General features: G+C 63.5%; 27 protein-coding genes. 18 read left to right on the top strand and 9 right to left on the bottom strand.

From position 1 onward, the window contains the following. Positions 1–6: 6 nt before the first annotated feature. From BUC08_RS01735 to BUC08_RS01675, 13 genes are all read left to right on the top strand, one after another. A complete protein-coding gene (locus BUC08_RS01735) occupies positions 7–468 on the top strand; it encodes a paraquat-inducible protein A (protein ID WP_037921211.1) in 462 nt (153 codons plus the stop codon). 129 nt (positions 469–597) lie between these two features. Continuing rightward, positions 598–1,362 carry a DNA repair protein gene (locus BUC08_RS01730; protein WP_224769735.1) on the top strand — a complete coding sequence of 255 codons (765 nt, stop codon included), beginning with the start codon at positions 598–600 and terminating at the stop codon, positions 1,360–1,362. A gap of 138 nt (positions 1,363–1,500) precedes the next feature. After that, positions 1,501–2,862: a DNA repair protein RadA gene (gene radA / locus BUC08_RS01725; protein WP_037921214.1), complete on the top strand. Its 1,362-nt coding sequence runs from the start codon at positions 1,501–1,503 to the stop codon at positions 2,860–2,862. A 24-nt stretch (positions 2,863–2,886) separates the two neighbouring features. Continuing rightward, positions 2,887–3,441, top strand: coding sequence for a CvpA family protein (locus tag BUC08_RS01720; protein WP_037921216.1), 555 nt, complete (start codon positions 2,887–2,889; stop codon positions 3,439–3,441). Positions 3,442–3,681: 240 nt separating this feature from the next. Beyond that, on the top strand, positions 3,682–5,136 hold the full coding sequence (purF, locus tag BUC08_RS01715) for an amidophosphoribosyltransferase (RefSeq protein ID WP_037921218.1): 1,455 nt from the start codon (positions 3,682–3,684) through the stop codon (positions 5,134–5,136). A 302-nt stretch (positions 5,137–5,438) separates the two neighbouring features. Continuing rightward, positions 5,439–5,831 (top strand): SMI1/KNR4 family protein, encoded by a 393-nt coding sequence (locus tag BUC08_RS01710; RefSeq protein ID WP_073194096.1) that lies wholly within the window; start codon positions 5,439–5,441, stop codon positions 5,829–5,831. A 169-nt stretch (positions 5,832–6,000) separates the two neighbouring features. Further along, positions 6,001–6,387, top strand: coding sequence for a hypothetical protein (locus tag BUC08_RS01705; protein WP_051693859.1), 387 nt, complete (start codon positions 6,001–6,003; stop codon positions 6,385–6,387). Positions 6,388–6,561: 174 nt separating this feature from the next. Further along, on the top strand, positions 6,562–6,876 hold the full coding sequence (locus BUC08_RS01700) for a hypothetical protein (protein ID WP_051693862.1): 315 nt from the start codon (positions 6,562–6,564) through the stop codon (positions 6,874–6,876). Positions 6,877–6,929: 53 nt separating this feature from the next. Further along, positions 6,930–7,574 (top strand): SDR family NAD(P)-dependent oxidoreductase, encoded by a 645-nt coding sequence (locus BUC08_RS01695; RefSeq protein ID WP_037922120.1) that lies wholly within the window; start codon positions 6,930–6,932, stop codon positions 7,572–7,574. A 174-nt stretch (positions 7,575–7,748) separates the two neighbouring features. Next, the gene (gene surE / locus BUC08_RS01690; RefSeq protein WP_037921220.1) at positions 7,749–8,534 is read left to right on the top strand and encodes a 5'/3'-nucleotidase SurE; all 786 of its coding nucleotides are present in this window, start codon (positions 7,749–7,751) and stop codon (positions 8,532–8,534) included. After that, on the top strand, positions 8,531–9,181 hold the full coding sequence (locus BUC08_RS01685) for a protein-L-isoaspartate(D-aspartate) O-methyltransferase (RefSeq protein ID WP_037921222.1): 651 nt from the start codon (positions 8,531–8,533) through the stop codon (positions 9,179–9,181). The genes surE and BUC08_RS01685 overlap by 4 nt, the downstream gene beginning before the upstream one ends. 138 nt (positions 9,182–9,319) lie before the next feature. Continuing rightward, the gene (locus BUC08_RS01680) at positions 9,320–10,543 is read left to right on the top strand and encodes a peptidoglycan DD-metalloendopeptidase family protein (protein ID WP_037921224.1); all 1,224 of its coding nucleotides are present in this window, start codon (positions 9,320–9,322) and stop codon (positions 10,541–10,543) included. 181 nt (positions 10,544–10,724) lie between these two features. Continuing rightward, positions 10,725–11,753 (top strand): Hint domain-containing protein, encoded by a 1,029-nt coding sequence (locus tag BUC08_RS01675; RefSeq protein WP_037922123.1) that lies wholly within the window; start codon positions 10,725–10,727, stop codon positions 11,751–11,753. A gap of 371 nt (positions 11,754–12,124) precedes the next feature. Here BUC08_RS01675 and BUC08_RS01670 read toward each other — a convergent pair whose 3' ends face one another. The 4 genes from BUC08_RS01670 to tatA are packed head-to-tail and all read right to left on the bottom strand — an operon-like array spanning position 12,125 to position 14,552. After that, positions 12,125–12,964 (bottom strand): ATP-binding protein, encoded by an 840-nt coding sequence (locus BUC08_RS01670; RefSeq protein WP_143186654.1) that lies wholly within the window; start codon positions 12,962–12,964, stop codon positions 12,125–12,127. Further along, positions 12,961–13,866 carry a twin-arginine translocase subunit TatC gene (tatC, locus tag BUC08_RS01665; protein WP_037921225.1) on the bottom strand — a complete coding sequence of 302 codons (906 nt, stop codon included), beginning with the start codon at positions 13,864–13,866 and terminating at the stop codon, positions 12,961–12,963. Before tatC ends, BUC08_RS01670 begins: the two co-directional genes overlap by 4 nt. After that, a complete protein-coding gene (gene tatB / locus BUC08_RS01660; protein ID WP_028956144.1) occupies positions 13,863–14,333 on the bottom strand; it encodes a Sec-independent protein translocase protein TatB in 471 nt (156 codons plus the stop codon). Before tatB ends, tatC begins: the two co-directional genes overlap by 4 nt. A gap of 3 nt (positions 14,334–14,336) precedes the next feature. Beyond that, the gene (gene tatA, locus BUC08_RS01655; RefSeq protein WP_028956143.1) at positions 14,337–14,552 is read right to left on the bottom strand and encodes a twin-arginine translocase TatA/TatE family subunit; all 216 of its coding nucleotides are present in this window, start codon (positions 14,550–14,552) and stop codon (positions 14,337–14,339) included. A 171-nt stretch (positions 14,553–14,723) separates the two neighbouring features. Between tatA and BUC08_RS01650 the strand changes: the two genes are divergently transcribed. Then, positions 14,724–15,365: a helix-turn-helix transcriptional regulator gene (locus BUC08_RS01650; RefSeq protein ID WP_037921227.1), complete on the top strand. Its 642-nt coding sequence runs from the start codon at positions 14,724–14,726 to the stop codon at positions 15,363–15,365. 67 nt (positions 15,366–15,432) lie between these two features. Here the strand turns inward: BUC08_RS01650 and BUC08_RS01645 are convergent, their stop codons facing one another. The 5 genes from BUC08_RS01645 to BUC08_RS01625 all read right to left on the bottom strand — a co-directional run bounded on the left by BUC08_RS01645 (position 15,433) and on the right by BUC08_RS01625 (position 19,365). Continuing rightward, on the bottom strand, positions 15,433–15,789 hold the full coding sequence (locus BUC08_RS01645; RefSeq protein WP_037921229.1) for a Lin0512 family protein: 357 nt from the start codon (positions 15,787–15,789) through the stop codon (positions 15,433–15,435). Beyond that, a complete protein-coding gene (locus BUC08_RS01640; RefSeq protein ID WP_224552349.1) occupies positions 15,782–16,135 on the bottom strand; it encodes a Lin0512 family protein in 354 nt (117 codons plus the stop codon). Before BUC08_RS01640 ends, BUC08_RS01645 begins: the two co-directional genes overlap by 8 nt. Next, positions 16,132–17,220, bottom strand: a complete 1,089-nt coding sequence (locus BUC08_RS01635) for an ABC transporter ATP-binding protein (protein ID WP_037921231.1) — start codon at positions 17,218–17,220, stop codon at positions 16,132–16,134. Before BUC08_RS01635 ends, BUC08_RS01640 begins: the two co-directional genes overlap by 4 nt. 238 nt (positions 17,221–17,458) lie before the next feature. Beyond that, positions 17,459–18,574 carry a DNA alkylation repair protein gene (locus BUC08_RS01630; protein WP_037921233.1) on the bottom strand — a complete coding sequence of 372 codons (1,116 nt, stop codon included), beginning with the start codon at positions 18,572–18,574 and terminating at the stop codon, positions 17,459–17,461. An 11-nt stretch (positions 18,575–18,585) separates the two neighbouring features. After that, positions 18,586–19,365 (bottom strand): SDR family oxidoreductase, encoded by a 780-nt coding sequence (locus BUC08_RS01625; RefSeq protein WP_037921235.1) that lies wholly within the window; start codon positions 19,363–19,365, stop codon positions 18,586–18,588. Between the two features lie 152 nt (positions 19,366–19,517). Here BUC08_RS01625 and BUC08_RS01620 point away from each other — a divergent pair, with 152 nt between their 5' ends. From BUC08_RS01620 to BUC08_RS01605, 4 genes are read left to right on the top strand one after another with little or no spacing between them, the layout of a single operon-like run. Beyond that, positions 19,518–20,537, top strand: a complete 1,020-nt coding sequence (locus BUC08_RS01620; RefSeq protein WP_037921237.1) for a Hint domain-containing protein — start codon at positions 19,518–19,520, stop codon at positions 20,535–20,537. A 56-nt stretch (positions 20,538–20,593) separates the two neighbouring features. Then, positions 20,594–22,201 carry a peptide chain release factor 3 gene (locus BUC08_RS01615; protein ID WP_037921240.1) on the top strand — a complete coding sequence of 536 codons (1,608 nt, stop codon included), beginning with the start codon at positions 20,594–20,596 and terminating at the stop codon, positions 22,199–22,201. A 5-nt stretch (positions 22,202–22,206) separates the two neighbouring features. Next, positions 22,207–23,217 (top strand): glycosyltransferase family 2 protein, encoded by a 1,011-nt coding sequence (locus BUC08_RS01610; protein ID WP_051693869.1) that lies wholly within the window; start codon positions 22,207–22,209, stop codon positions 23,215–23,217. Continuing rightward, complete coding sequence (locus tag BUC08_RS01605; RefSeq protein WP_037921242.1) at positions 23,214–24,149, top strand: glycosyltransferase family 2 protein; 936 nt, start codon at positions 23,214–23,216, stop codon at positions 24,147–24,149. Before BUC08_RS01610 ends, BUC08_RS01605 begins: the two co-directional genes overlap by 4 nt. Positions 24,150–24,224: the final 75 nt, after the last annotated feature.

Genomic DNA, 24,224 nt, shown 5'->3' with positions numbered 1-24,224 from the left:
GCCCCCATGCTGCGTTACCTGAACCTTGCCCTGCTGGTCGCCTATCCTGTCGCGTGGTTCGCCCCGCTGATGCGTGCAGGGCTGTTGCCGCTGTTCGGCCTGTCCGAAATCAGCGTGATGACCGGCCTGCAATCGCTGTGGGCGTCGGATGTGTTTCTGGCGCTGGTGGTCACCGTCTTTGCCTTGTTTGCACCCTATATCAAGACCATTGGTCTGGCGCTGCTGCACTGGAACCTGCTCAGCGCGCGGTGCCTGTCGGCCTTGCATGTGCTGGGCAAACTGGCGATGGCCGACATCTTCCTGATCGCGCTGTATATCACCCTGACCAAGGGCATCGGCGTGGGCCGGATCGAGGTCGCGTGGGGTCTGTATCTGTTCACGGCCTGTATCCTCGCCTCGCTGTGGATCGGACTGCGCACTGAACAAAACCGCGATATGCGCGCAACTGTTTCTGATTCGGAAACCTGAGACACATTATTGCCACATTACCACCCCCTTGAAACCAGAGGACAAAGATCGGGAACAAAGTTTCCGCTTAGCGGTTAACCTGCTATCGGCGTATACTTGCCGATAGGATGGTTTTCTGGGGGAAGACATTTGACAAATTCTTTGCGCGCGCTGGCCTTTCTGATCCGTTTCCTTATGCAATGGGCTGCACTGGCATTTTTCGCGGTTGCCGCGCTGGGATTGCTGGGTGCGACCCTCTTGGCTGCAAGCGGTCGGTTGCCATGGGTCGACCTGCCCCTGACCTGGAACGGCACCCCTGTGCCCGAGGCCGGCATGTACGCCCAGATCGCGCTGACCGTCTTTGCCCTTTGCCTGTGTTTCTTCCTTCCCAGCGCACGGCGCACCATGCAGCTTGAGACCGCGCACCGCGATTTTTCGATCAACATGACCGACATCGCCCGCGCCTATGGTGCGGTCCATGCGGCGGATCGCGGTGATGCGTTCCGGTTTTCCACCGAATTCGACTCGGTGCGCGAACGGCTGGCCTATCTGCGCGACCATCCCGACCTCAGCTCGCTTGAGCCTGCGCTGCTGGAAGTGGCCGCGCAAATGTCCCATATTTCCAGGGAACTGGCCGAGGTTTACTCGGACGAGCGTGTCAACCGCGCCCGCAGTTTTCTGGAACAGCGCCAGTACGAGGTCGAGCAGTTCAACAACCGTCTGGACCACGCCAAATCCGTCAGCGCGGAATTCCGGCACTGGCTGACCAACATCGAGCTGGAAGAGGCCGTCGCCGCCGCCCAACTGGACCGCCTGCGCGCCGAAATGCGCGAGGTGCTGCCCGAACTGGGTCTTGAAACCTTCGTGGCCACCGACAACACCGTCACCAAAATGGTTCCCAAAGCCGCCGAATAACCCGCCCTTCTTCATTTGCCAGATAAACTCCGGGGGAGACGCGCAGCGTCGGGGGCAGAGCCCCCTTAACCCTGTCAATATCCCCGCCCCCCGCATTTACCTTTTGACGCCCCCGCTCGCGTCAGGCACATCAGTGCAATGGCCAAATCACCCTCCTTCACCTGCACCGCCTGTGGTGCCACGCATACCAAGTGGTCCGGGCGCTGCGATGCCTGCGGCGATTGGAACACCATTGTCGAGGATGCGGGCCTGTCCGCGGGCGGCAAGAAATCCCTTGGCGCCAATCGCGGCTCGGCCATCCAGCTGACCGACCTGCAAACCGAGGAATCGCCGCCCCCCCGCACCCATTCCGGCATCGACGAGTTGGACCGCGTTCTGGGCGGCGGGCTTGTTCCCGCCTCGGCGTTGCTGGTGGGGGGCGATCCGGGCATCGGCAAGTCGACCCTGTTGTTGCAGGCGGCCGCCGAGTTTGCCCGTGCGGGCGTCAAGACGATCTATGTCAGCGGCGAGGAAGCCACAGCGCAGGTGCGGATGCGCGCCAAGCGTCTGGGCCTGTCCGACGCGCCGGTGCAACTGGCGTCGGAAACCAACCTGCGCAACATCCTGACCACGCTCGAGGCGGAAAAACCCGGCCTTGCGATCATCGATTCGATCCAGACCATGTGGTCCGACACCGTTGACAGCGCGCCGGGGTCCGTCAGCCAGGTACGGTCCGCCGCGCACGAGCTGACCACCTTTGCCAAGCGCAAGGGCGTGTCGGTGATCCTTGTCGGTCACGTCACCAAGGACGGCCAGATCGCAGGCCCCCGCGTGGTGGAACATATGGTCGACACGGTGCTCTATTTCGAAGGCGAGCGCGGCCATCAGTTCCGCATCCTGCGCGCGGTCAAGAACCGCTTTGGCCCTGCTGATGAAATCGGTGTGTTCGAAATGACCGGGCGCGGGCTGGAGCAGGTCACCAACCCCTCGGCGCTGTTCCTGTCCGAGCGCGGCAAACCCAGCGCCGGATCGGTGGTTTTCGCAGGTATCGAAGGCACCCGCCCCGTGCTGGTCGAATTGCAGGCGCTGGTGGCCCCGTCGCCGCACAGCCAGCCACGCCGCACGGTTGTGGGTTGGGACGGCGGGCGGCTCGCGATGATCCTCGCGGTGCTCGAGGCACGCTGTGGCATCCCCTTTGCCGGGCTTGATGTGTACCTGAACGTTGCGGGCGGCATGAAAATTTCCGAACCCGCCGCCGATCTGGCCGTCGCCGCCGCCCTGCTGAGTGCGCGGGAAGACGCCGCCCTGCCCGAAGGGGCGGTTGTTTTTGGCGAAATCAGCCTGTCCGGCGCGCTGCGTCCGGCCCCACAAACGGAAAACAGGTTGAAAGAGGCGCAAAAACTTGGTTTTACCACCGCACTTGCCCCTGCCGGCGGCAAGGCCATCGAAACGTCCGGGATCAAGGTGCAACAGATGCACGACCTGACCAGTTTCGTGGGTGAAGTATTTGGCGCAGGTTAACGCCGCACAGACAAGGAACGGATGATGGACGGTTTCACAATCATTGATGGCGTGGTGGCCGTCGTCATCATCCTGTCGGCCTTGCTGGCCTACGGGCGCGGCATCGTGCGCGAGATTATGGCGATTGCAGGCTGGATCGCCGCGGCCATCCTTGCCTTTCTCTTTGCACCGCAGGTCGAGCCGCTGGTGCGCGAAATCCCCGTCGTTGGCGAGTTTCTGGCCGACAGTTGCGAACTCAGCGTGATCGGTGCCTTTGCGCTGGTCTTTGCCGTGGCGCTGATTGTCGTGTCGCTGTTCACCCCGTTGTTTTCCTCGCTGGTGCAACGTTCGGCGCTGGGTGGCGTGGACCAGGGGCTGGGCTTCCTGTTTGGCGTGGCGCGCGGTATCCTTTTGGTGATCGTCGCCTTTTTTGTCTACGACACCGTGATCACCGGACAGGAATTCACCATCGTCGACGAAAGCCGCTCGGCCGCCGTGTTCGGCCGCTTTACCGACGACATCCAGGACCGCAAACCCGAACAGGCGCTTGGCTGGATCACCCGCCAGTACGAAGGTCTGGTCGGCACCTGCGAACAATAATGCAGCCCGCGCACCCCGCCCCGTCCCCTTTGGGGTTGTGCGGGCGGGCCCGCGCGCCTAGATGTGGCCTATACGCATCGCATTGTGTCGCCGGAAACGGGCTTATTTGGCACAATTCACCCACACGTTCACAATCTCATAACTATTTCGGGCCAAGGGCGTGACACCACGCCATCGCCCCAGTATCAGACCCCTGTCCAACCCCAGATTCGGAGCCATCCGCCCGTGACTGAACCCATGATGCCGCCCGCACATCCCTTTGATGACGACAAGCTGAAAGAAGAGTGCGGGATTTTTGGTGTGATCGGCACCCAGGATGCCGCGAACTTCGTGGCCCTCGGCCTGCACGCCTTGCAACACCGGGGACAAGAAGCCGGGGGCATCGTCAGCCATGACGCCGAACTTGGTTTTCAATCCGCCCGCCGCTTTGGCTATGTCCGCGACAACTTTACCAGCCAGAAGGTGATGGAAACCCTGCCCGGCCCGCTGGCCATCGGGCACGTGCGCTATTCCACTTCGGGCAACAAGGGCCAGACCGCGATCCGCGACGTGCAGCCGTTCTTTGGCGAGTTTGCCATGGGCGGGGCCGCGATTGCCCACAACGGCAACATCACCAACGCCAACGCCCTGCGCCGCGAACTGATCGAGCGCGGCTCGATCTTTCAGTCGTCATCCGACAGCGAATGCATCATCCACCTGATGGCGCGCAGCCTGCAACGCAACATCCCCGAACGGATGGAAGACGCCCTGCGCCGGGTCGAGGGCGCGTTTTCCATCGTTGCCATGACCCGCACCAAGCTGATCGGTGTGCGCGATCCCTTGGGCGTGCGCCCGCTGGTTCTGGGCCGTGTCGGTGAAGGCTGGGCGCTCAGCTCGGAAACCTGCGCGCTGGACATCATCGGTGCCGAGTTCGTCCGCGAGATCGAACCGGGCGAAATGGTGGTGATCACCGACAAGGGCGTCGAAAGCCACTTCCCCTTCCGCCGCGTCGCCCCGCGTTTCTGTATCTTTGAACACGTCTATTTCTCGCGACCCGACAGCATTCTGGGCGGGCGCAGCGTGTACGAGACCCGCGAAAACATCGGCCGCGAACTGGCCAAGGAATCGCCGGTCGAGGCTGACCTGGTTTGCCCCGTGCCCGACAGCGGCACACCGGCCGCCATCGGCTTTAGCCTGCAATCGGGCATTCCCTATGCGATGGGGATCATCCGCAACCAATACATGGGCCGCACCTTCATCGAGCCCACCGAGCAGATCCGCAACATGGGTGTGCGTCTGAAACTGAACGTGAACCGCGCGCTGATCAAGGGCAAGCGGGTCATTCTGGTGGACGATTCCGTGGTACGTGGCACCACCAGCCGCAAGATCAAGGAAATGATCCTGGACGCCGGTGCCGCCGAGGTCCACTTCCGCATCGCCTCTCCCCCCACGGCTTGGCCCTGCTTCTACGGCGTGGACACGCCCCAGCGCGAAAAGCTGCTGGCCGCGACCATGTCCGAGGACGAGATGCGCGAACATCTGGGCGTTGATTCGCTCAAGTTCATCTCTCTGGACGGCCTTTATCGCGCCGTGGGCGAGGCCGAAGGCCGCAACAAAAGCTGCCCGCAGTACTGCGACGCCTGCTTCTCCGGCGAATATCCGGTGAAACCGTCGGACATGCTGGAAAAAGGGTTCGAGATGAAAGCGGCGGAATAACCCCGCCGCTTCGTCTTGCCAGATATGGGTGCGGGGGCGGTGCGGCTGCCGTCATAAAGGCGGCGGTTGAACGTCAGATGATTTGATCTTCACGTCATGAAGGGAAAACCGGACGTTCGCTCAGCAGGTGCTAATGGCGTGTTTGAGCCCATCTTGAAGGATGCTGCGTCACGCACCTATGACCGCTTAGGGGGCAGTCAAACGCTCGAGCCTTTGTAACCAGATATCTGCTAGACAAGAAAAGTCTTTTGCGATCAAGTTCCACTCACTGCAAGTTTAACTCTATGAATGGATCGAGAAGGATGCCGTGGCCAGTTGCTGAGAGTTATGTTGAGGACTGCGAAAGCGCGTTGGGCTTCACGTTTCCAGACAGCTATCGAATTTCAATTATGGACCAAAATGGTGGCGTGGTCGTGTGCGACGGCGATACGTGGAATTTGCATCCCATTTGGGACAAGTCGGACAAGAAGCGGCTCAAGAGAACTGTCAACGACGTGGTACGGGAGACAAGGGCGATGGCCGATTGGACCGGTTGGCCGAGTGATGCCGTTTGCATCGCAGCAAACGGTACTGGCGACGTATTGATCTTTTCAGGCCGTTCAGGTTCTCTCGATGAAGCTGTTCACCGCTGGAACCATGAAACTGGAGAAACGGAAAAAGCTGCGAAAGACTTTTCCGCACTCCCAAGGGCTTGATACGGTTTTCTAAATTGGAAGCAGTCTTTGACTCATCCGCAGCGAAAGGCAGCTCCGTCCGCCCAGCAGACCTTGACCAATACCACACCTAAGGTCCGGTATGGATCACTTCGGCACCCCACCCCTTTGCTGCCAGCATCTGTCAGCAAACCTTGCTAACCTGCCCCTCATGGACCCGTTCACCCAGATCACCGCCCAATGGCCCGCACCCGCGCGCGCCCGTTTCGATGCCCTGCGCGCCGCCATCCTGTCGGCGGCCCACGACGCAAGTGTCGGCCCTGTCACGGAATCCCTGAAATGGGGCCAGCCCGCATGGCGGCCCACCACCCCGCGCACCGGATCGACCCTGCGGCTGAACTGGTCGCCCGAGGTGCCCGACGTGCTGACCGCCTACGTGGACTGCAAGACCGATCTGGCGCAGCGCATGGTCAGCCTTTACCCCGCCCTGACCAACGACGGACGCCGCGCGCTGGCGCTTCCCTTAGACGCCCCGCTGGACACGCAGCCCATCGCGCATCTGGCCGCGATGACCCTGACCTATCACCGCAACCCCTGACGCAGGCGGGCGTTTCGCGGCCTCTTCAAGCCCCCCGCCACAGAATGTCGCAGGCTTCGGCAAAGCTTGGCGCAAAGGGTGGCACCTATTGGCCGATGGCAAGAATCCCCCATCTTGCGGCTGTCTGCCGCCGTGATACCCCGCACCTTCGATTGCCCCCGAAGGACCTGTCGTATGGAAAAAGCCTCTCCTCAAACCACGCAACTGGCGACGCAGAAAAACGCGGTGCGCCTGAACCAGCCCGTATTGTTGGGCGTATTCGGATCAACCACGGCCCCGCGCGCGATGATCCGCTATCCCAATGGCCGCATCGACACCGTGCGCCCCGGCGACAAGACCCGCCTGGGCCAGGTTGTCGCCATCGGTGAAGATGTCTTGCACGTCGCGCGCAACGGCCGCACCGAGGTGTTGCGCCTGCCCCGGCCCGGCGAGGTCGTCAGTTCCCTGCGCCCGCACGCCCGCCCCAGCGCCGAGACCAACGCCGCCTGATCGGACGCGCGGGCCTCTTGACCTTGGCGCGCAATGTCTCCATCACGCAGCCCATGACAAACGCCCCCAAACTTGCCCTGATCACCGGCGCCTCGCGCGGCCTTGGTGCCGCACTGGCCGAAGCGCTGGCCCCGACCCATCACATCGTTGCCGTGGCCAAGACCACCGGCGCGCTCGAAGAGCTGGACGACCGGATCAAGGCCCTTGGCGGCAGCGCCACGCTGGCCCCCATGGATATCACTGTGCCCGAGGCGATGGCGACCCTGTGCCGGGGCATTCACGACCGTTGGGGCGGTCTGGACATCTGGGCGCACACCGCGATCCACGCGGCACCGCTGACGCCCACCAGCCACATCGACAGCCGCGACATGGCCAAATCCATCACCGCCAATATCACCGCCACTGCAACGCTGATCAATTACGTGGCCCCCCTGCTGGGCACCGAAGGCACCGCGCTGTTCTTTGACGACCCGCGCGCGGGCGAGAAATTCTTTGGCAGCTATGGCGCGACCAAGGCGGCGCAGATCGCGCTGGCCCGCAGTTGGCAGGCCGAAACCACCAAGACCGGCCCCCGCGTCGTGATCGCACAGCCCGATCCGATGCCCACAGCCACCCGCGCCCGTTTCTTCCCCGGCGAAGACCGCGCGCCCCTGGCCGACCCGCACGCGCAGGCGGCGCATATTCTGGCAAACCTCTAAGCGTCTTCAGTTCTCGAACCCGCTTTCCAAAGGGCCGGTCAGCCGCGCGCGGCCGTCGTGATGAGTCCTGCGCGCAACGCACTGCCTCTGATCTGCCACAAATCCACACTGCAACCCCAGCCTGCCCTTGCCGCAATGCTGTGGCCTGAATACTAAGGGCAAAAGGGGCAAAACATGCGTATTCTCATCACCAACGACGACGGCATCGCGGCACCGGGTCTGAAAACCCTGCACGCCATTGCCAGCCAGATTGCAGGCCAGGACGGCGAAGTCTGGACCGTGGCACCTGCGTTTGAACAGTCCGGCGTCGGGCATTGCATCAGCTACACCCATCCGATGATGATCTCGAAACTGGGCCCGCGCCGCTTTGCCGCCGAGGGCAGCCCCGCCGATTGCGTTCTGGCAGGTGTGCACGACGTGATGGCGGATGCCGTTCCCGACCTGATCCTGTCTGGCGTGAACCGGGGCAACAACTCGGCCGAGAACGCGCTGTATTCCGGCACCCTGGGCGGCGCGATGGAGGGCGCGTTGCAGGGCATTCCCGCGATTGCCCTGTCGCAGTATTTCGGCCCCGCCAATGCCACGCTGAACGATCCCTTCGAAGCGGCGCTTGCCCACGGCGCCGACACGGTACGCCGCATCCTTGAGGCGGCACCCGCCCATTCCGGCGACTATCACCTGTTTTACAACGTGAACTTTCCGCCCCTGCCTGCTGCCGATGTCAAAGGCACCCGGCTGAGCAAACAGGGCCGCCGTCCCAACGTGCGCTTTTCCACCGAACCGCACGAGGCGCCCTCGGGGCGCAAGTTCGTGTGGATCAAGGGCGGCAACCAGCAGGTAAACACCGCACCGGGCACCGACGCCTATGACAACCTTGACGGCTATATCTCGGTCACACCCATGCGCGCCGATCTGACCGCGCACGACATGATGGACCGCCTCGGGGCGCTGAACACATGACCGAAGACGAAATCGCCCAACGCAAGATGCAGTTTCTTTATGCGTTGCGCTCCAAGGGGGTGACGGACAAGGCTGTGCTCGGGGCCATGGAGGCCATCGACCGCGGCCCGTTCATTCGCGGCCTGTTTGCCACCCGCGCCTACGAGGACATGCCGCTGCCCATCGCCTGCGGGCAGACCATCAGCCAGCCGTCGGTCGTGGGTCTGATGACCCAGGCCTTGCAGATCAGCCCGCGCGACAAGGTGCTCGAGGTTGGCACCGGCTCGGGTTACCAGGCGGCGATCCTCAGCAAGCTGGCGCGCAGGGTCTATACCATCGACCGCCACCGCCGTCTGGTGCGCGAGGCGCGCGAGATTTTCGATGCGCTGGACCTGACCAACATCACCGCCATCACCGGCGACGGCAGCTTTGGCCTGCCGGATCAGGCCCCCTTTGACCGCATCCTTGTGACCGCCGCCGCCGAAGACCCCCCCGGCCCGCTTCTGGCACAGCTCAAGGTGGGCGGCATCATGGTCGTACCCGTGGGACAGTCCGATGCCGTGCAAAGCCTGATCCGTGTGCACAAGACCGAAACCGGTCTGGACTACGACGAATTGCGCCCCGTGCGCTTCGTCCCTTTGCTTGAAGGCCTGGGAAAAGATACATAATACGGCGGAAATATGCCGATAAACCGTTCCTGACAGCGCGCGCTTGACCCTGTGTTGCATGGACCGACAAAAGCGATGACAAGACCCATAACAAGGCCCCGAACCCGAATAACGGGGCGTGTGAAGAGGACGAGCCAGATGATCCGATATATTCCGCGCCATCGCGTGCCCCTGTTGCTGGCCACTTGCGGCGCCTTTGCGCTGGCGGCCTGCGATCAACCGCTCGACTTTGACCTTCGCGGCGGCGCGGGGGCCTTCTCGACCGCGGACGCCGCCGTCAATGCCACCACGGACCGGCCCCGCCCGGACGACCGCGGTGTGCTGTCCTATCCGAACTATCAGGTTGCCGTGGCCCGCCGGGGCGACACACTGAACGACGTGGCCGCGCGGCTGGGTCTGAGCGCGTCCGAGCTGAGCAGCTATAACGGCATCGCCACCGACGCGCCCCTGCGTGCGGGCGAGATCATCGCCCTGCCCCGCCGCGTGGCCGAACCTTCGCCCGCGACGGGTGCTGTTGGCACCGGACCGATCCAGCCCGCGCCGGTGGATGTGACCACGCTGGCAGGCAACGCCATCGACAGCTCTGCCGCTACTCCGGCGACCACGACGCTGCCGCCTGCCACCGCATCGCAACCGGCGGCACAGCCGACAGCAACGCAGACCGGCAAGGAACCGATCCGCCACAAGGTTGAACGCGGCGAGACCGCCTATACCATCGCGCGGCTCTATCAGGTGCCGGTGCGGTCCCTGGCCGAATGGAACGGTCTGGGCAGCGATTTCGCGATCCGCGAAGGCCAGTTCCTGCTGATCCCCGTGGCGCAACAGGCCCCGCCGAAACGCACCCCGACCCCGGTGACCACCACGGCCCCCGGCGCAGGCTCGCCCACGCCGACACCGCCCAGTGCGGCCACCCCCCTGCCCAAGGACGACACCGCCAAACCGGCCCCGGCCGCGGCAACCCCCAAGGAACCCGTGGCGGACATCGGCAAGCAGACGGTCAAATCGGACAGCAACACGGCGATGGCCTACCCGGTCAACGGGTCGATCATCCGCGCCTATGCCAAGGGCCGCAACGAGGGCATCGACATCAAGGCGGCGGCAGGCACGCCCGTCAAGGCTGCCGCCTCGGGCAGCGTGGCAGCGATCACCCAAAGCGCCGATGGCGTGCCGATCATCGTGGTGCGTCACCCCGACAACCTGCTGACCGTCTATGCCAACGTCGGCGATGTGGCGGTCAAGAAGGGTGACAACGTCAGCCGGGGACAAAGCATTGCCAAGCTGCGCAGCGGTGACAATGCCTATCTGCACTTCGAGGTTCGCAAGGGCTTTGAAAGCGTCGATCCGGCCCCTTACCTGCCCTGACCCCGGTTTACCGGTTCAGACTGTGGCGAACCTGCCGTGGTTCGCCACATATGGGGCACAATCGGCGTCGATTGTGCCCTATTCAGAGATAATGACACCAAAATAGCCACGCGACGGCCCAAGCGTCGCCCCGGTTCGCCTTCAGAAACGATCCAGACACAACAACTGGATGGGTTTTTCGATGGCGGTCTACTACGGATACACCAACGTCATTCGCGGCACGCAAAGCACACTCAACGGCAACCCCGTTGATTATGCCTATGCGCCCAGCGGCACCTGGCGCTATTCCGGCGAAGACACCTATTTCGTGGTCGAGGAAAACGACGGCGCAACCGTGTTCAACGGCGACGGCGATGTGAACGAATATGTCGACAGCGCGGAACGCTTTGGCGGTGCCTGGGAGCAGACCGTCGAAGTGGACGGCGTCGACCGTCAGGTGATCTGGGACTATACCTTTACCGTGACCGACGGCACGAACACGTGGCGCGTGGGCGTCATCGATGTGGACCTGAACAATGACAACGACGTACAGGACGCGGGCGAGAACGGCTATTTCCTGGTGTTTCCGGACGGGATGCCCCCCGCCGACACCAACCTGACAACGGGCGGCATCACCGAAAACGACGACAGCACACCCCATGCGGATCTTGGCGGTTCGGTGGTGTGCTTTGCCTCGGGCGTGATGATCGAAACGCCCGACGGCCCCCGCGCTGTCGAGGACCTGTCGCAGGGCGATCTGGTGATCACCGGCACCGACGGTGCGCAGCCAATCCGCTGGATCGGGGCGACCACCGTGCTGGCACAAAGCGATCTGGCGCCGGTCGTGATCACCGCAGGCACCCTGGGCAACGACGCCGATCTGGTGGTGTCGCCCCAACACGCCATCCTGCTGACGGACTGGCGCGCCGAGCTGCTGTACGGTCAGGAAGAAGTGCTGGTGCGCGCCGTCGACCTGCTGAACATGGACGGTGTCTATCGCCGCACGGGCGGGCTGGTGACCTATCACCACATCCTGCTGGACGCGCACCACGTTGTGCAATCGCACGGGATCTGGTCGGAAACACTGTACCCCGGCGACATGACCAAACAGGCGGTGAACCCGGTCGCGCGGGCCGAAATCGAAGCCCTGTTTCCCGACCTGGCCGCCTATGGCCCCAAGGCTGCGCCCTGCTTGCGGGCCTATGAGGCAAAATTGCTGGCGGCGGCTTAGCGTCAGGACCCGAAGCGGACCTTGGACGCAGTATGGGCCAAATTCTGCTGTGTGGGACTGAACTAACGTTTGAAATGGAACGCAAAGCCGCGCATCGTCGGGCCGTGGTGCGGCGATCCGACCTCTGTGACTGGCAGTTTATGGCAGCCAAACACATTCCTAGCTGGCGGTAACACACAACAGCAGCCAAATCGCCGTGCCGGCGGACGGCCCGGCGATGCGCGGCGGCCTGCGGCCTTGATCCCGCGCAGGGGATTGCGGAAAGGGCTCACTCCTGCCATTCGCCGCGCCCCGCACGTACGTCCGGTTTTCCACTCGGACTCAGATGATGGCAAAAGGCCAAAGTCATCCGACGGTCAACACCCCGCCGCCTAAAGCGTGACGCCCGAACGGCCCGCAAGGTCCACGAAATACTGCCATGCCACCCGGCCTGACCGTGCACCACGCGTGGCCTGCCATTCGATGGCCTCGGTCCGCAATGTCGCGTTGTCGATGTCCACGCCGTAAGCGTCGCAATAGCCGCGGATCATCGCCAGGTACTGGTCCTGATCGCAGGGATGAAAACCCAGCCACAACCCGAACCGGTCGGACAGCGACACCTTTTCCTCGACCGCCTCGGCGGGGTTGATACCGCTTTGCCGTTCGTTTTCGATCATGTCGCGCGGCATCAGGTGGCGGCGGTTCGACGTGGCATAGAGCACCACATTCTCGGGCCGTCCTTCGATCCCGCCATCCAGAACCGCCTTGAGCGATTTGTAATGGCTGTCGTCGTGGCCAAAGCTGAGGTCGTCGCAATACAGCACAAACCGCCCCGAAGCCCCGCGCAGCAGGTTCAGCAGACGGCCCACGCTGGGCAGGTCCTCGCGTTGCAACTCCACGATCTTAAGCTGCGGATACTCGGCCTGAACAGCACCGTGTACCGCCTTGACAAGGCTGGATTTCCCCATGCCCCGCGCACCCCAGAGCAGGGCGTTGTTGGCGGGCAATCCGCGCGCAAACTGCGTGGTGTTCGCCAGCAGCGTATCGCGCGAGCGGTCGTTGCCCACCAGCAGCTTCAGCGGCACGCGGCTGATCTGGTGCACCGGTTCCAGCCGGTCCGGGCCAGTGTGCCAGACAAAGGCGCTGGCGGCGTCGAAATCGGGGGCCTGCAGCGGCGCGGGGGCCATACGCTCCAGCGCCGCCGCGATGCGGTCCATAGGGTCGTCGATCACGGTTTCAGGTCCTCGTCGTCACCGTTCAGAATGTCGTCCAGACCTTCTTCGTCTTCTTCATCGTCAAAATAGCCCTCTTCGCGCAGACGCCTGTCGCGGCGGCGTTCCACACCACGCACCAGCCAGATCGAGATTTCGTACAGGCCAAAGACCACCACGAACAGGATCAACTGGGTCACGACGTCGGGCGGCGTGACCAATGCAGCCACCACCAGAATGGCGACGATGGCATATTTGCGCACGTTGGCCAGACCCTCGGAGGACACCAGACCGGCCTTGCCCATCAGGGTCAGCAGCACGGGCAACTGGAAGCACAGGCCAAAGGCCACGATCATTTTCAGCGTGATATCAAGGCTTTCGTTCACCTTGCCCTGAAACACGATGTCGATGCCCTTGGTCGAATCCTTGACTGTGCCATCCTGCACAATTGCCGTCAGGATCGACGCGGCATCCGCAAAGCCCAGAAAGAACTGCATCGCCATCGGCACGACCACATATTGCGCAAAGGCCGCCCCCAGCAGGAACAGCGCGGGCGATGCGATGAGAAAGGGCAGAAAGGCCGATTTCTCATTCTTGTACAGCCCAGGTGCGACGAAACGCCAAAGCTGGTAGGCGATGATCGGGAACGACAGAGCCAGCCCCCCCACCATCGAAATCCGCACGAGGGTAAAGAAATACTCCTGCGGCGCGGTGTACTGCATCACCGGATTGGGGTTGCCCAGATCGCGCATGGTCTGCTCGATCGGGACCAGCAGGAAATCCAGGATCGCGCTGCCGAAGGAAAAGCAAAAGATCATCGCCACCACAAAGGCCAGCACCGAACGGATCAGCCGCGTGCGCAGCTCGGCCAGATGCTCGATCAGCGGGGCGCTGCTGTCTTCTATGTCGTCTGCGTGGCTCATGTGGTGCCTTTGGGTGTGTCGGATGTATCATCGGCCAATGCCGCCTCGGCGGCGTCGGCGGCCTTGCGGGCCTCTTCGGCCTCGCGCATTTTGCGGTCTGCGGCGGCGCGGGCGGTCGACGCCTGGATCTTCTTGGTCTTGGCCGCGCGCTCTGCGGCCAGTTTTGCGGTCTCGCTGTCACTGTCCATGTTGCGCAACGACGACGACACATCGCGCGCCGCATCCTTGACGCCGTCCATCGCGGTGCCCAACGGATTGGTCGCCGATTTCAACGTCTTGGAAATATCACGCATCCCGCTTTCGTCAGCCGCGTCGTTCATGGCGCTGGTGAATTCGCGCGCCATGCCCTTGGCTTTGCCAACAAATTGCCCGATCTGCCGGAACAACACCGGCAGATCCTTGGGGCCGACGACGATCAACGCCACGACCCCAACGACCAAAAGCTCGCTCCAGCCCATGCCGAACATGGATCAGACCTTGTCTTTTTCGGTCTCGGGCGTGACGTCCTTGGCTTGCTTGTAGTCGTCATCGTCCAGAGAATTCTGGCCTTCGCTGACGCCTTTCTTGAAGCTGGTGATGCCTTTGCCGACTTCGCCCATCAGGCTGGAAATCTTGCCGCGCCCGAACAGCACAAGCACCACAACCGCAATCAAGAGCAGACCCATCGGTCCAATGTTGTTCAGCATTTCAATTCTCCCGCTGTACGCGCCCCGCGGCACGTTTTCTGTGTATCGGCTTTTGTCTATGCAACCGCGCCGCCGGGTAAAAGCCGCAATGCCGCTTTGCCCCCCGCGTTTGGGGTCAGAGTCCACCACAAAAATCTGGCCTTTTGTACAACTGACACGTATTTGTCAGTAATGACCCGCCAAACCCGCCTTCACTCCCTTGTCGATGCCCTGCGCACCGGCAACACCCAGCGCGCCGCCGATCTGGCGCGGCAATTGGGCGTGTCGCAACGCACGCTCTATCGTGACATCCAAAGCTTACAGGCCGCAGGGGTTCCGGTGCAGGGCACCCGTGGCACCGGTTACCACCTGACCAACCAGATCCGCCTGCCCCCGCTCGACCTGGCCCCGGCCGAGCTCGAAGCGCTCAGCCTCGGCCTTGCCATCCTGGGTCAATCCGCCGACCCCGAACTGTCACAGGCCGCGACCACGCTGGCCGACCGCATCGACGCCCTGCTGCCCGAGGCGACGATTGCCCCTGCCGACGCGTGGAAGCTGGAAAAGCCACCCTTTGCCGACGCCGCCCGCGGGGCATCGCACATCCCGCGCATCCGCGCCGCCATCCGCGCGCGCCAGAAACTGCGCATCACCTACCATTCGCGCGGCAACCGCATCACCACGCGCACCATCCGCCCGCTCAGGCTCAGCAGCCTCGGCCCGGTCTGGACCCTGACCGCATGGTGCGAATGGCGCGCGGCCATGCGCGACTTTCGCCTGGACCTGATCGACACATCCGAAGCCCTGCCCGAGCTTTTCCTCGACGATAGCCCCTAACCCGTTCTTTTGGATAAGAATATCCTGGGGGGGGAGACGCGCAGCGTCGGGGGCAAAGCCCCGTGAATCATCCCCTTAACCGCCACCCGGTCTGTGCAGGCAAGAACGCCTCGACCGCCGCCGTGGCCACGACGATCACCTCGTCGTCCGACGGCACGTCCATGCCGCCGAACACGGCCCGCACCTCGGCCCGTCCGCGCGGCAACACCGCGACCAGCGCGTCCACATCCACCGCCGCGGGCTGTTGCACCGCCACGGTCACCTGCACGCGCATATCCGACGCATCCAGCCCCAGCGTGCCGAACAACGGCAGCGACGAGCCACGAAACGCATCCTCGATGGCACGGCGCGCCGCCTTGGTGTAATCGCGCCCGTGCAGGTCGTTGCCCTGCCCCATTTCGATGATCACCCGCTGCTCAGCCATCTGCCCGCTCCATGTCAAAGGACACGGTCAGCGCCGCCTGCGCCATCACCGTGGGGTTGCCGACACCTTCGGGGCGCGGCACGTCCAGACCGCCCTGCACCACTTCGATCTGGGCCTGGCCATAGGGGAAGATCGCCCGCAATACCTCGACATCCACCTGGTCCGGCTGCTGCACCGCCACCCGCACGGCGATCTGCATCGCCTCTTTGGGAAAGCCGAACAGTTCTGCCAGGTTGATCGAATTGCGCCACAGCGCATGGCGCACCGCCTTGGCCGCCGCATCGGTGTAATCGGCGCGGCGCAAGGACGTGCCCAAGCCAAACTCGATGATCAAAGGTCCGCTCACGCAGTCGCCCCCGCAGGAAACACAAAACATTTGTCGCGCCGCACCCGCAGCCACATCACCGTGCCCGGTTGCGGCAGGAACACCCCCGGCACGGTGGATTTCATCACCGTCCCGTCATGGTCCAGCCGGAATTCCACCAGGCTTTCGTTGCCCATGAACCGCGCCCGTTCCACCACGGCCCGCGCCGCCGTGCCCTCGACGGCCGTCGGCACCGGCCCCACGCCCGCACGGTCAAAATCGATCCGCACGTGCTGCGGGCGGAACACGATGTCCACCTCGGTGCCATCGGCAATGCCGGGGGCCAGGAACCGCCCGAACGGCGTCATCGCCAGCGCGCCCTGCACGGTGGCACGTCGCACGTTGGCATCCGAGAAAAACGCCACAGACGCGCGGTCCAGGGGCCGCGTGTAGACGTTATAGGGCGCGCCCTGCTGCACGATTTTCCCGTCGCGCATCAGCGCGATCTCGTCGGCCATGCGCATCGCCTCGTCCGGCTCGTGGGTGACCAGCAGAACCGCCGTGTCTTCTTCCTTGAGGATGCTCAGCGTCTCGTCGCGGATGCCGTCGCGCAAACGGTTGTCCAGCCCCGAGAACGGCTCGTCCATCAGCATGATGCGCGGCTGCGGCGCCAGCGCGCGCGCCAACGCCACCCGCTGCTGCTCGCCACCCGACAACTGGTGCGGGAACATGTCGATGAACCGCTGCATGTGCACACGGCCCAGCATCTCCTCGACCCGCGCGCGTTTCTCGGCGCGGCTGCCCCGCAGCCCATAGGCCACATTGCCCTCGACGCTCAGATGCGGAAACAGGGCAAAGTCCTGAAACATCAACCCGATCTCGCGCCGTTCGGGAGGCACGCGGGTCACGGCGTCACTGATCAACTTGCCATCGACGTAGATTTCGCCGCTGTCCTGCGTCTCGACGCCGGCGATCATGCGCAAGGTCGTGGACTTGCCACAGCCCGACGGCCCCAGCAGGCAGGTCACCTGCCCCGGCATGATGCTCAGCGACACGCCGTCCACCACCGCCCGGCCATCAAAGCTGCGCCGCAGGTTGCGGATCTCCAGTCTGGGCACCTCGGCCAACGGCTCTCTCCAAGTCTGATAAATTCGGTCGGGCTTGGGCTATCAGGACGGGGCCGCCCCCGCAAGCGCCGCCGCGAAACCCGTACATAAATCACCCGAATATGTACATATTCGCAGACCTTCCGCAGCACAGCCGCCCGCGCCAATCTGCACTTCATCTTGCCAAAAAAAACTCCGGGGGCGGCGCACAGCGCCGGGGGCAGAGCCCCCTGAACAAAAACAATCGCGCAAGCGGCAATCAGATCAACACAAACCCAACCTGCCCGCGGTCCACGCCATTGACCTGCACGATCAGTTCATGCGCGCCGGGATAGAGGGCAAAGGTGGTGGCGTCGCCCTTCATCAGATGCGCCTTGGACATCACCAGCGGACGCCCCGCCTGCACCTTGCCCGCCTTCAGCTTGAACACTTTTTCACGTTCCCGCCCCGGTCCGGCAAAACGGATGCGGTAATCGACCAGCACCGGCAGCGCCGCCGGTGCCTGCACCGTCACGTCAAACCGCAGCCGGTCGCCGATGGCCACTGTTTCGGCCTCCAGCCGCAACTGTACATCCACCTTGGCCCCGGCGGCGTAGCCCAGATGCGCCATCGCGCCGGGGTGCCCGGCCTTGATCCGCGTGCGCAGGGCGTGGCGGGCCATCCACGCCAGCTCTGACGGGTCCTGCGCACCTGTCCGCTGCCAATCCTGCAACCGGCCCAGCACCGCATCCGCGTCGGTTTTCGATATATCGTTCAGATGGTTGGCCACCGACCGCGTCACGAACCGCGTGGGATCGGCGTGCAACCGGTCCAACAGCGGCAGGGTCTGCGCCGGGGTCAGGCCGATCGCCCGTCCCCACGGCAGCTTGGGCCGCGTGCCCTCGCTGACCAGCCGCCGCACGTGGTAATTGTCATCCTGCGCCCAGACCGCCATCCGTGCCAGGGTCTCTTCGGGCCAGCGGTTCAGGAAATGGCGGATGGAATATTCCATTGAAAACCGCCGGGTTGCCGCGTGGATCAGGTCCAGCGCCCGGTCGCGGTGATGGTCCAGCCCGTGGCGCACGGCCAGTATCCCCGGCACCGCATGGATGAACCGGCCAAAGTCGTCGTCGCGCAGGGTCGGGTCCAGCGGCGGCGGCATCATCGCCTCCAGCTGGTCCGCCATTTCGGGAAAATCCTGCGACAGATGCGGGGTGATGCAATCCGCGAACCAGTCCAGACATTCCATCAGGCTGCGGTCAGGCACGCCGGACAGGGCGGCACGCGCAAAGGCGTCTCCGTCCAGCCCCGGCAGGCCGGCGGCATATTCTGCCCCCAGCTGCCCCAGGGAAGTCGCATTAAACAGCTGATCCTTCAGCGAAAACCCCTGCGCCACCGCCCGGCTCCTTACATCGTGGCGTTGGTGGCACCGCCATCCAGCAACAGGTTTTGCCCCACGATAAAGCCCGCATGGACCGAGCACAGGAACGCGCAGGCCTGACCGAACTCCTGGGGCGTGCCATAGCGTCCGGCGGGGATTGTCGCGGCGCGCTGTGCGCGGGCCTCGTCCATCGAAATCCCCTTGGCCTTGACCACGCCGCCGTCCAGCGCCACCGCACGGTCGGTGTCGTGAATGCCGGGCAGCAGGTTGTTGATGGTCACACCCTTGGACGCCACCTGACGCGAGGTGCCGGCCACATAGCCGGTCAGACCGGTGCGCGCCGAATTCGACAGGCCCAGTTGTGCAATCGGTGCCTTGACCGACTGCGAAGTGATGTTGACCACACGGCCCCAGCCGCGCTCCATCATCGCAGGCATCAGCGCCTTCATCATCGCGATCGGGGCCAGCATGTTGGCATCCAGCGCCTTGATGAAATCGTCACGGTCCCAGTCGGACCACATGCCGGGGGGCGGGCCGCCCGCGTTGTTGACCAGAATGTCGATCTGCCCTGCGGCTTCCAGAACCTTGGCCTGCCCTTCGGCGGTGCTGATGTCGGCGGCCACGGTCACCACGTCGACGCCATATGCGTCACGGATCGCCGTCGCGGTTTCCTCCAGCGCCTCGGCCCCGCGTGCGTTCAGCACAAGGTTCACGCCAGCCTCGGCCAGCGCCTCGGCGCAGCCGCGCCCCAGGCCCTTGGACGATGCGCAGACGAGCGCGCGTTTACCAGATATTCCCAAATCCATGTGATCCTCCTGTCATCGGTTGCGCCATGCCTAGCACCATGCGCGGAGGGGATACCAGAAAAACACCTGCCCGTTGACCCGCTCCTGCCACATTCCTACTGTAGCGCCTTGAACAATCCGCGAAATTCCTGATCCGAGCACACCGATTCCCCATGCGCAAACCGAACCTCCCACAGGCACCGGCCCACTCTGTGCCCGTCTATCCCGCCGAAGTTTTCACGGCGACGGACGGGGCGAACATGGGCGATGCGCTTTCCTTTGCGGACGAGCTTGAGCTGGACGACACCTATGCGCTCAGCCCGCAGGCGCGGCCTGTGCAACTGGCGATCCAGGTGCTGGAGGACGGGTTCGAGATTGCCGCCGAAAGCCCCACAGGTGTCCCGGGTGCGGCGCTGCATCTGGATTGCGCGCTGACCTTGATGTCGCCCGACGGGCAGACAACCGATTCCATCGTGGTTGTGGAAACCGACGGCACCGGAAATGTCGCGCAGATTTACCTGCTGCCGCTGGCCAGCCTGACCCCGCGCACGGATTATGCGCTGGTCGGTATCGACACCACCAAGGCGGCCGAGAAGTTCGCCGAAGTCGCCTGTGCCCGCTTTACCCGTGGCACCCACATCACGCTGGCGTCCGGCGCGCAGGTCCCGATCGAGGATCTGGCCGTGGGCGACCGGGTGCTGACCCGCGATGACGGCCCGCAGAAAGTGCGCTGGATCGGGCAGTCGACCGTGCGCGCGGTGGGCGATTTCGCCCCGATCTGCATCCGTGCCGGCGCGCTGAACAACTTCAACGATCTGGTGGTCAGCCCCGACCACCGCCTGTTCATCTATCAACGCTCGGACCAATTGGGCGCAGGCCGGTCCGAGTTGCTGGTCAAGGCGCGTCATCTGGTCAACGGCGACACCGTGATCCGGCAGGACGGCGGATTTGTCGATTATTTCCAGCTGCTCTTTGACGCGCACCAGATCATCTATGCCGAGGGAATCGCCGCGGAATCGACGCTGGTCGACACCCGCACCCGCGCGACCATGCCGGACGAGGTGACGGCGCAGCTGATGGGCAATGCCGCGACCGAACGCGGCAGTGCGGGGCTTTCGGGGCTGGACGTGCAGGAAACCCTGCTGAACCGTCCCGACGCCGCCGAACTGCTGCGCAAGGCCAGCACGCGTTAGGGTCAGAGCCCTAAGCATCCTTGCGCCGGACGCACCCGCAGAATATACGCCGCAACATGCTGGATATTGCCCCCAACCGCCCCGATCTGCCGCCCGAGATTGCGCGTCGTCGCACCTTTGCGATCATCTCGCACCCGGATGCCGGTAAAACGACATTGACGGAAAAATTCCTGCTGTTCGGCGGGGCGATCCAGATGGCCGGACAGGTCCGTGCCAAGGGCGAGGCGCGGCGCACGCGGTCGGACTTTATGGCGATGGAAAAAGACCGCGGAATTTCCGTGTCCGCCTCGGCCATGTCGTTTGATTTCAAAAACTTCCGGTTCAACCTGGTCGACACGCCCGGCCACTCGGATTTCTCCGAAGACACCTATCGCACGCTGACGGCGGTGGATGCTGCCGTGATGGTGATCGACGGAGCGAAGGGCGTGGAAAGCCAGACGCAAAAGCTGTTCGAAGTGTGCCGGATGCGCGATCTGCCGATCCTGACCTTCTGTAACAAGATGGACCGGGAAAGCCGCGATACGTTTGATATTATTGACGAAATTCAGGAAAACCTGGCCATCGACGTGACCCCGGCAAGCTGGCCCATCGGTGTGGGCCGCGATTTTGTCGGCTGCTATGACATGCTGCGCGACCGGCTGGAACTGATGGACCGCGCCGACCGGAACCGTGTGGCCGAAAGCATCCAGATCGACGGGCTGGACGACCCCAAGCTGGCCGATCACGTGCCCGCGCACCTGCTGGAAAAGCTGCGCGAAGAGGTCGAGATGGCCCGCGAGCTGCTGCCCCCCATGGACCACGCCGCCATGCTGGAGGGGTCGCTGACCCCCATCTGGTTCGGCTCTGCGATCAATTCGTTCGGGGTCAAGGAACTGATGGACGGCATCGCCACCTATGGCCCCGAGCCGCAGATCCAATCGGCCGAACCGCGCCAGATCCTGCCCGAGGAGAAATCCGTTTCCGGCTTTGTTTTCAAGGTTCAGGCCAACATGGACCCCAAGCACCGCGACCGCGTGGCCTTTGTCCGGCTGGCGTCGGGGCACTTTCACCGCGGCATGAAGCTGACCCATGTGCGCACCAAGAAGCCGATGGCAATCTCGAACCCTGTGCTGTTCCTGGCGTCCGACCGCGAGCTGGCCGAAGAGGCGTGGGCCGGTGACATCATCGGCATCCCCAACCACGGCCAGCTGCGCATCGGCGACACACTGACCGAGGGCGAGGCGATCCGGGTGACCGGCATCCCGTCCTTTGCCCCCGAACTGCTGCAAGGCGTGCGCGCGGGCGACCCGATGAAGGCCAAGCACCTGGAAAAGGCACTGATGCAATTCGCCGAGGAAGGTGCGGCCAAAGTGTTCAAGCCGGCCATCGGCTCGGGCTTTGTTGTGGGCGTGGTCGGGCAGTTGCAATTCGAGGTGCTGGCCAGCCGGATCGAGCTGGAATACAGCCTGCCGGTGCGGTTCGAGCCATCGCAGTTCACGTCCGCCCGCTGGGTGAACGGTGCGCGACAGGCCGTTGATAAATTTGTGGAATCCAACAAACAGCACATCGGATATGACCACGACGGCGACGTCGTCTATCTGACCCGGCTGCAATGGGACATCGACCGCGTGGTGCGCGACTATCCCGACATTCGCCTGACCGCGACCAAAGAAATGATGGTGTAGACGCGATGCGTTGGGGCAAGCCGGACAAGGCGCCCGAGCGCGCCAAGACGACGCTGATCGCCAAGGACATCGTGACCGATCCCGACGCGCTGCGCTGGGGCACGGTGTCGACGATCAAGGCCCCCGTTCAGCAGATCGCCCGCTTTATCGCCTACCATCTGGAGGCGGGTGCGGCGCAGATGGACATCTTTCTGGATGTGCCCGACGCAGAGATTGCGCGACAACTGGCCCACCCACGGGTGCGCTTTCACCAATGCGACGATGCCTTTTGGGCCGACAAGCCGGACAAGGCCCGCGAAAGCCACCAGCTGCGGCAGGCGTCCAATGCCTCGCAGGCCTACAAGGCGTCGGATCTGGAGTGGTTGGCGCATATCGACGTGGATGAATATATCCTGACGGATCAACCGCTTGCACAGCACCTTGCCGCTGTGCCCGCTGATATGGCCTTTGCCCGGATGCAGCCGGTGGAGCTGATGGCCTCGGGCGATCCCTGGACCGGCCCCGCCTATTTCAAACGCACCCGCAAGGCGGTCAAGGCCAAGACCGCCGACCTGATCGACATCTACCCCACCTTTGGCGCCTATGTGCCCGAGGGGTTCATCAGCTATACTGGTGGCAAGAACATCGTGCGCACCGGTTTTCGCCGCATCCGGCTGGGCATTCACGCGATGATGCAGGCAGGGTTCAAAGTGTCCAACGGTGCGATGCTGGAAACGGTGCACGTGGGCCACGCCCATGCGCCCGATTGGGACACCTTTCAACGCCATTTCGACTTTCGCATGACTCACGGGTCGTACCGAAAGAAAACAAACGGAAACATGATATTAAACGACGTTCTTCAGGTGTTGATTGAAGAGGAAGGCGACAGCGGCCTGCGCCGTTTCTACGACGAGATGTGCGCCGCCACACCCGAACGGCTGGGCTTGCTGCGCAAACATGACATGCTGGTCACGGCGCGTCTGGACCTGGATGAAAAGGTCGCCCGGATTTTCGGATCGCAGGAGCCTGTCAAATGACCACCTGGGGCCTATCCTCCACCATCCTCGCACCTGCGCGCGAGATCCTGCGCTTTGTCGCCTATCACATCGAGTCCGGCGCGCACCGGCTGTATATCTACCTGGACGATCCCGACAGCGATGCCTTTGCCCCGCTGAAAGCGCACCCGAAAATCCGCGTCACCCGCTGTGATGCGCAGCACTGGCAAAAGCTGGGCGGCAAACGGCCCGAGAAACATCAGGTCCGGCAAAGCCGCAATGCCACCCACGCCTATGCCCGCCGGACCGAGGTCGATTGGCTGATCCATATGGACGCCGACGAATTTCTTGTCTCTGACGCTCCGGTCGCCGATGCACTGGCCGCCCTGCCCGCCACGGTGCAGACCGCCCGCGTGCGCCCGATGGAACAACTTGCAGGCGAAGGCCGCCACTTCAAAGCCTTCGTGCCCAACGGGCCGGACCGCGCGCAGATCGTCAATCGCCTGTACCCGAACTATGGTCCCCACATCAAAGGCGGGTTCCTGTCCCATGTGGCGGGCAAACTGTTCGCGCGCACGGGTCTGGAGGGGCTGGACGTGCGTATTCACAACGTCTTTCAGGGCAAGGTCATGAACCCCGCCGAGGTTGAGCTGGACCAGGTCGACCTGGCCCATTGCCATGCAAAGACCTGGGAAGACTGGCTGTCCAGCTACCGCTACCGGCTGGAAAAGGGATCGTATCGCGCCGAACTGGCCCCCGCCATGCCGCGCGAGGCGGGGGGCTTGAGCCTGCACGAGCTGTTCCGGTTCATCGAGGCCGACAGTGGCGAAGCGGGCTTGCGCGCCTTTTACCGCGAAGTGGCCGAAGACAGCGCGGATTTGCGCGCGCGGCTGGAGGCTCAGGGCCTTTTGCGCACGCATGCGTTGAATCTCGACGAAATAATGACCCGCCACTTCCCTGATTTCACGACATGATTTGACCCCGGCCCCGCGCTTTGGTATGGGCAATCAATGTCGCGGCCTTTGGGCTGCCTTTGGGCCATGCGGGCC

Source organism: Pseudosulfitobacter pseudonitzschiae, from assembly GCF_900129395.1.
GTDB lineage: Bacteria > Pseudomonadota > Alphaproteobacteria > Rhodobacterales > Rhodobacteraceae > Pseudosulfitobacter > Pseudosulfitobacter pseudonitzschiae.
This window is presented reverse-complemented; position numbering and strand designations above follow the sequence as displayed.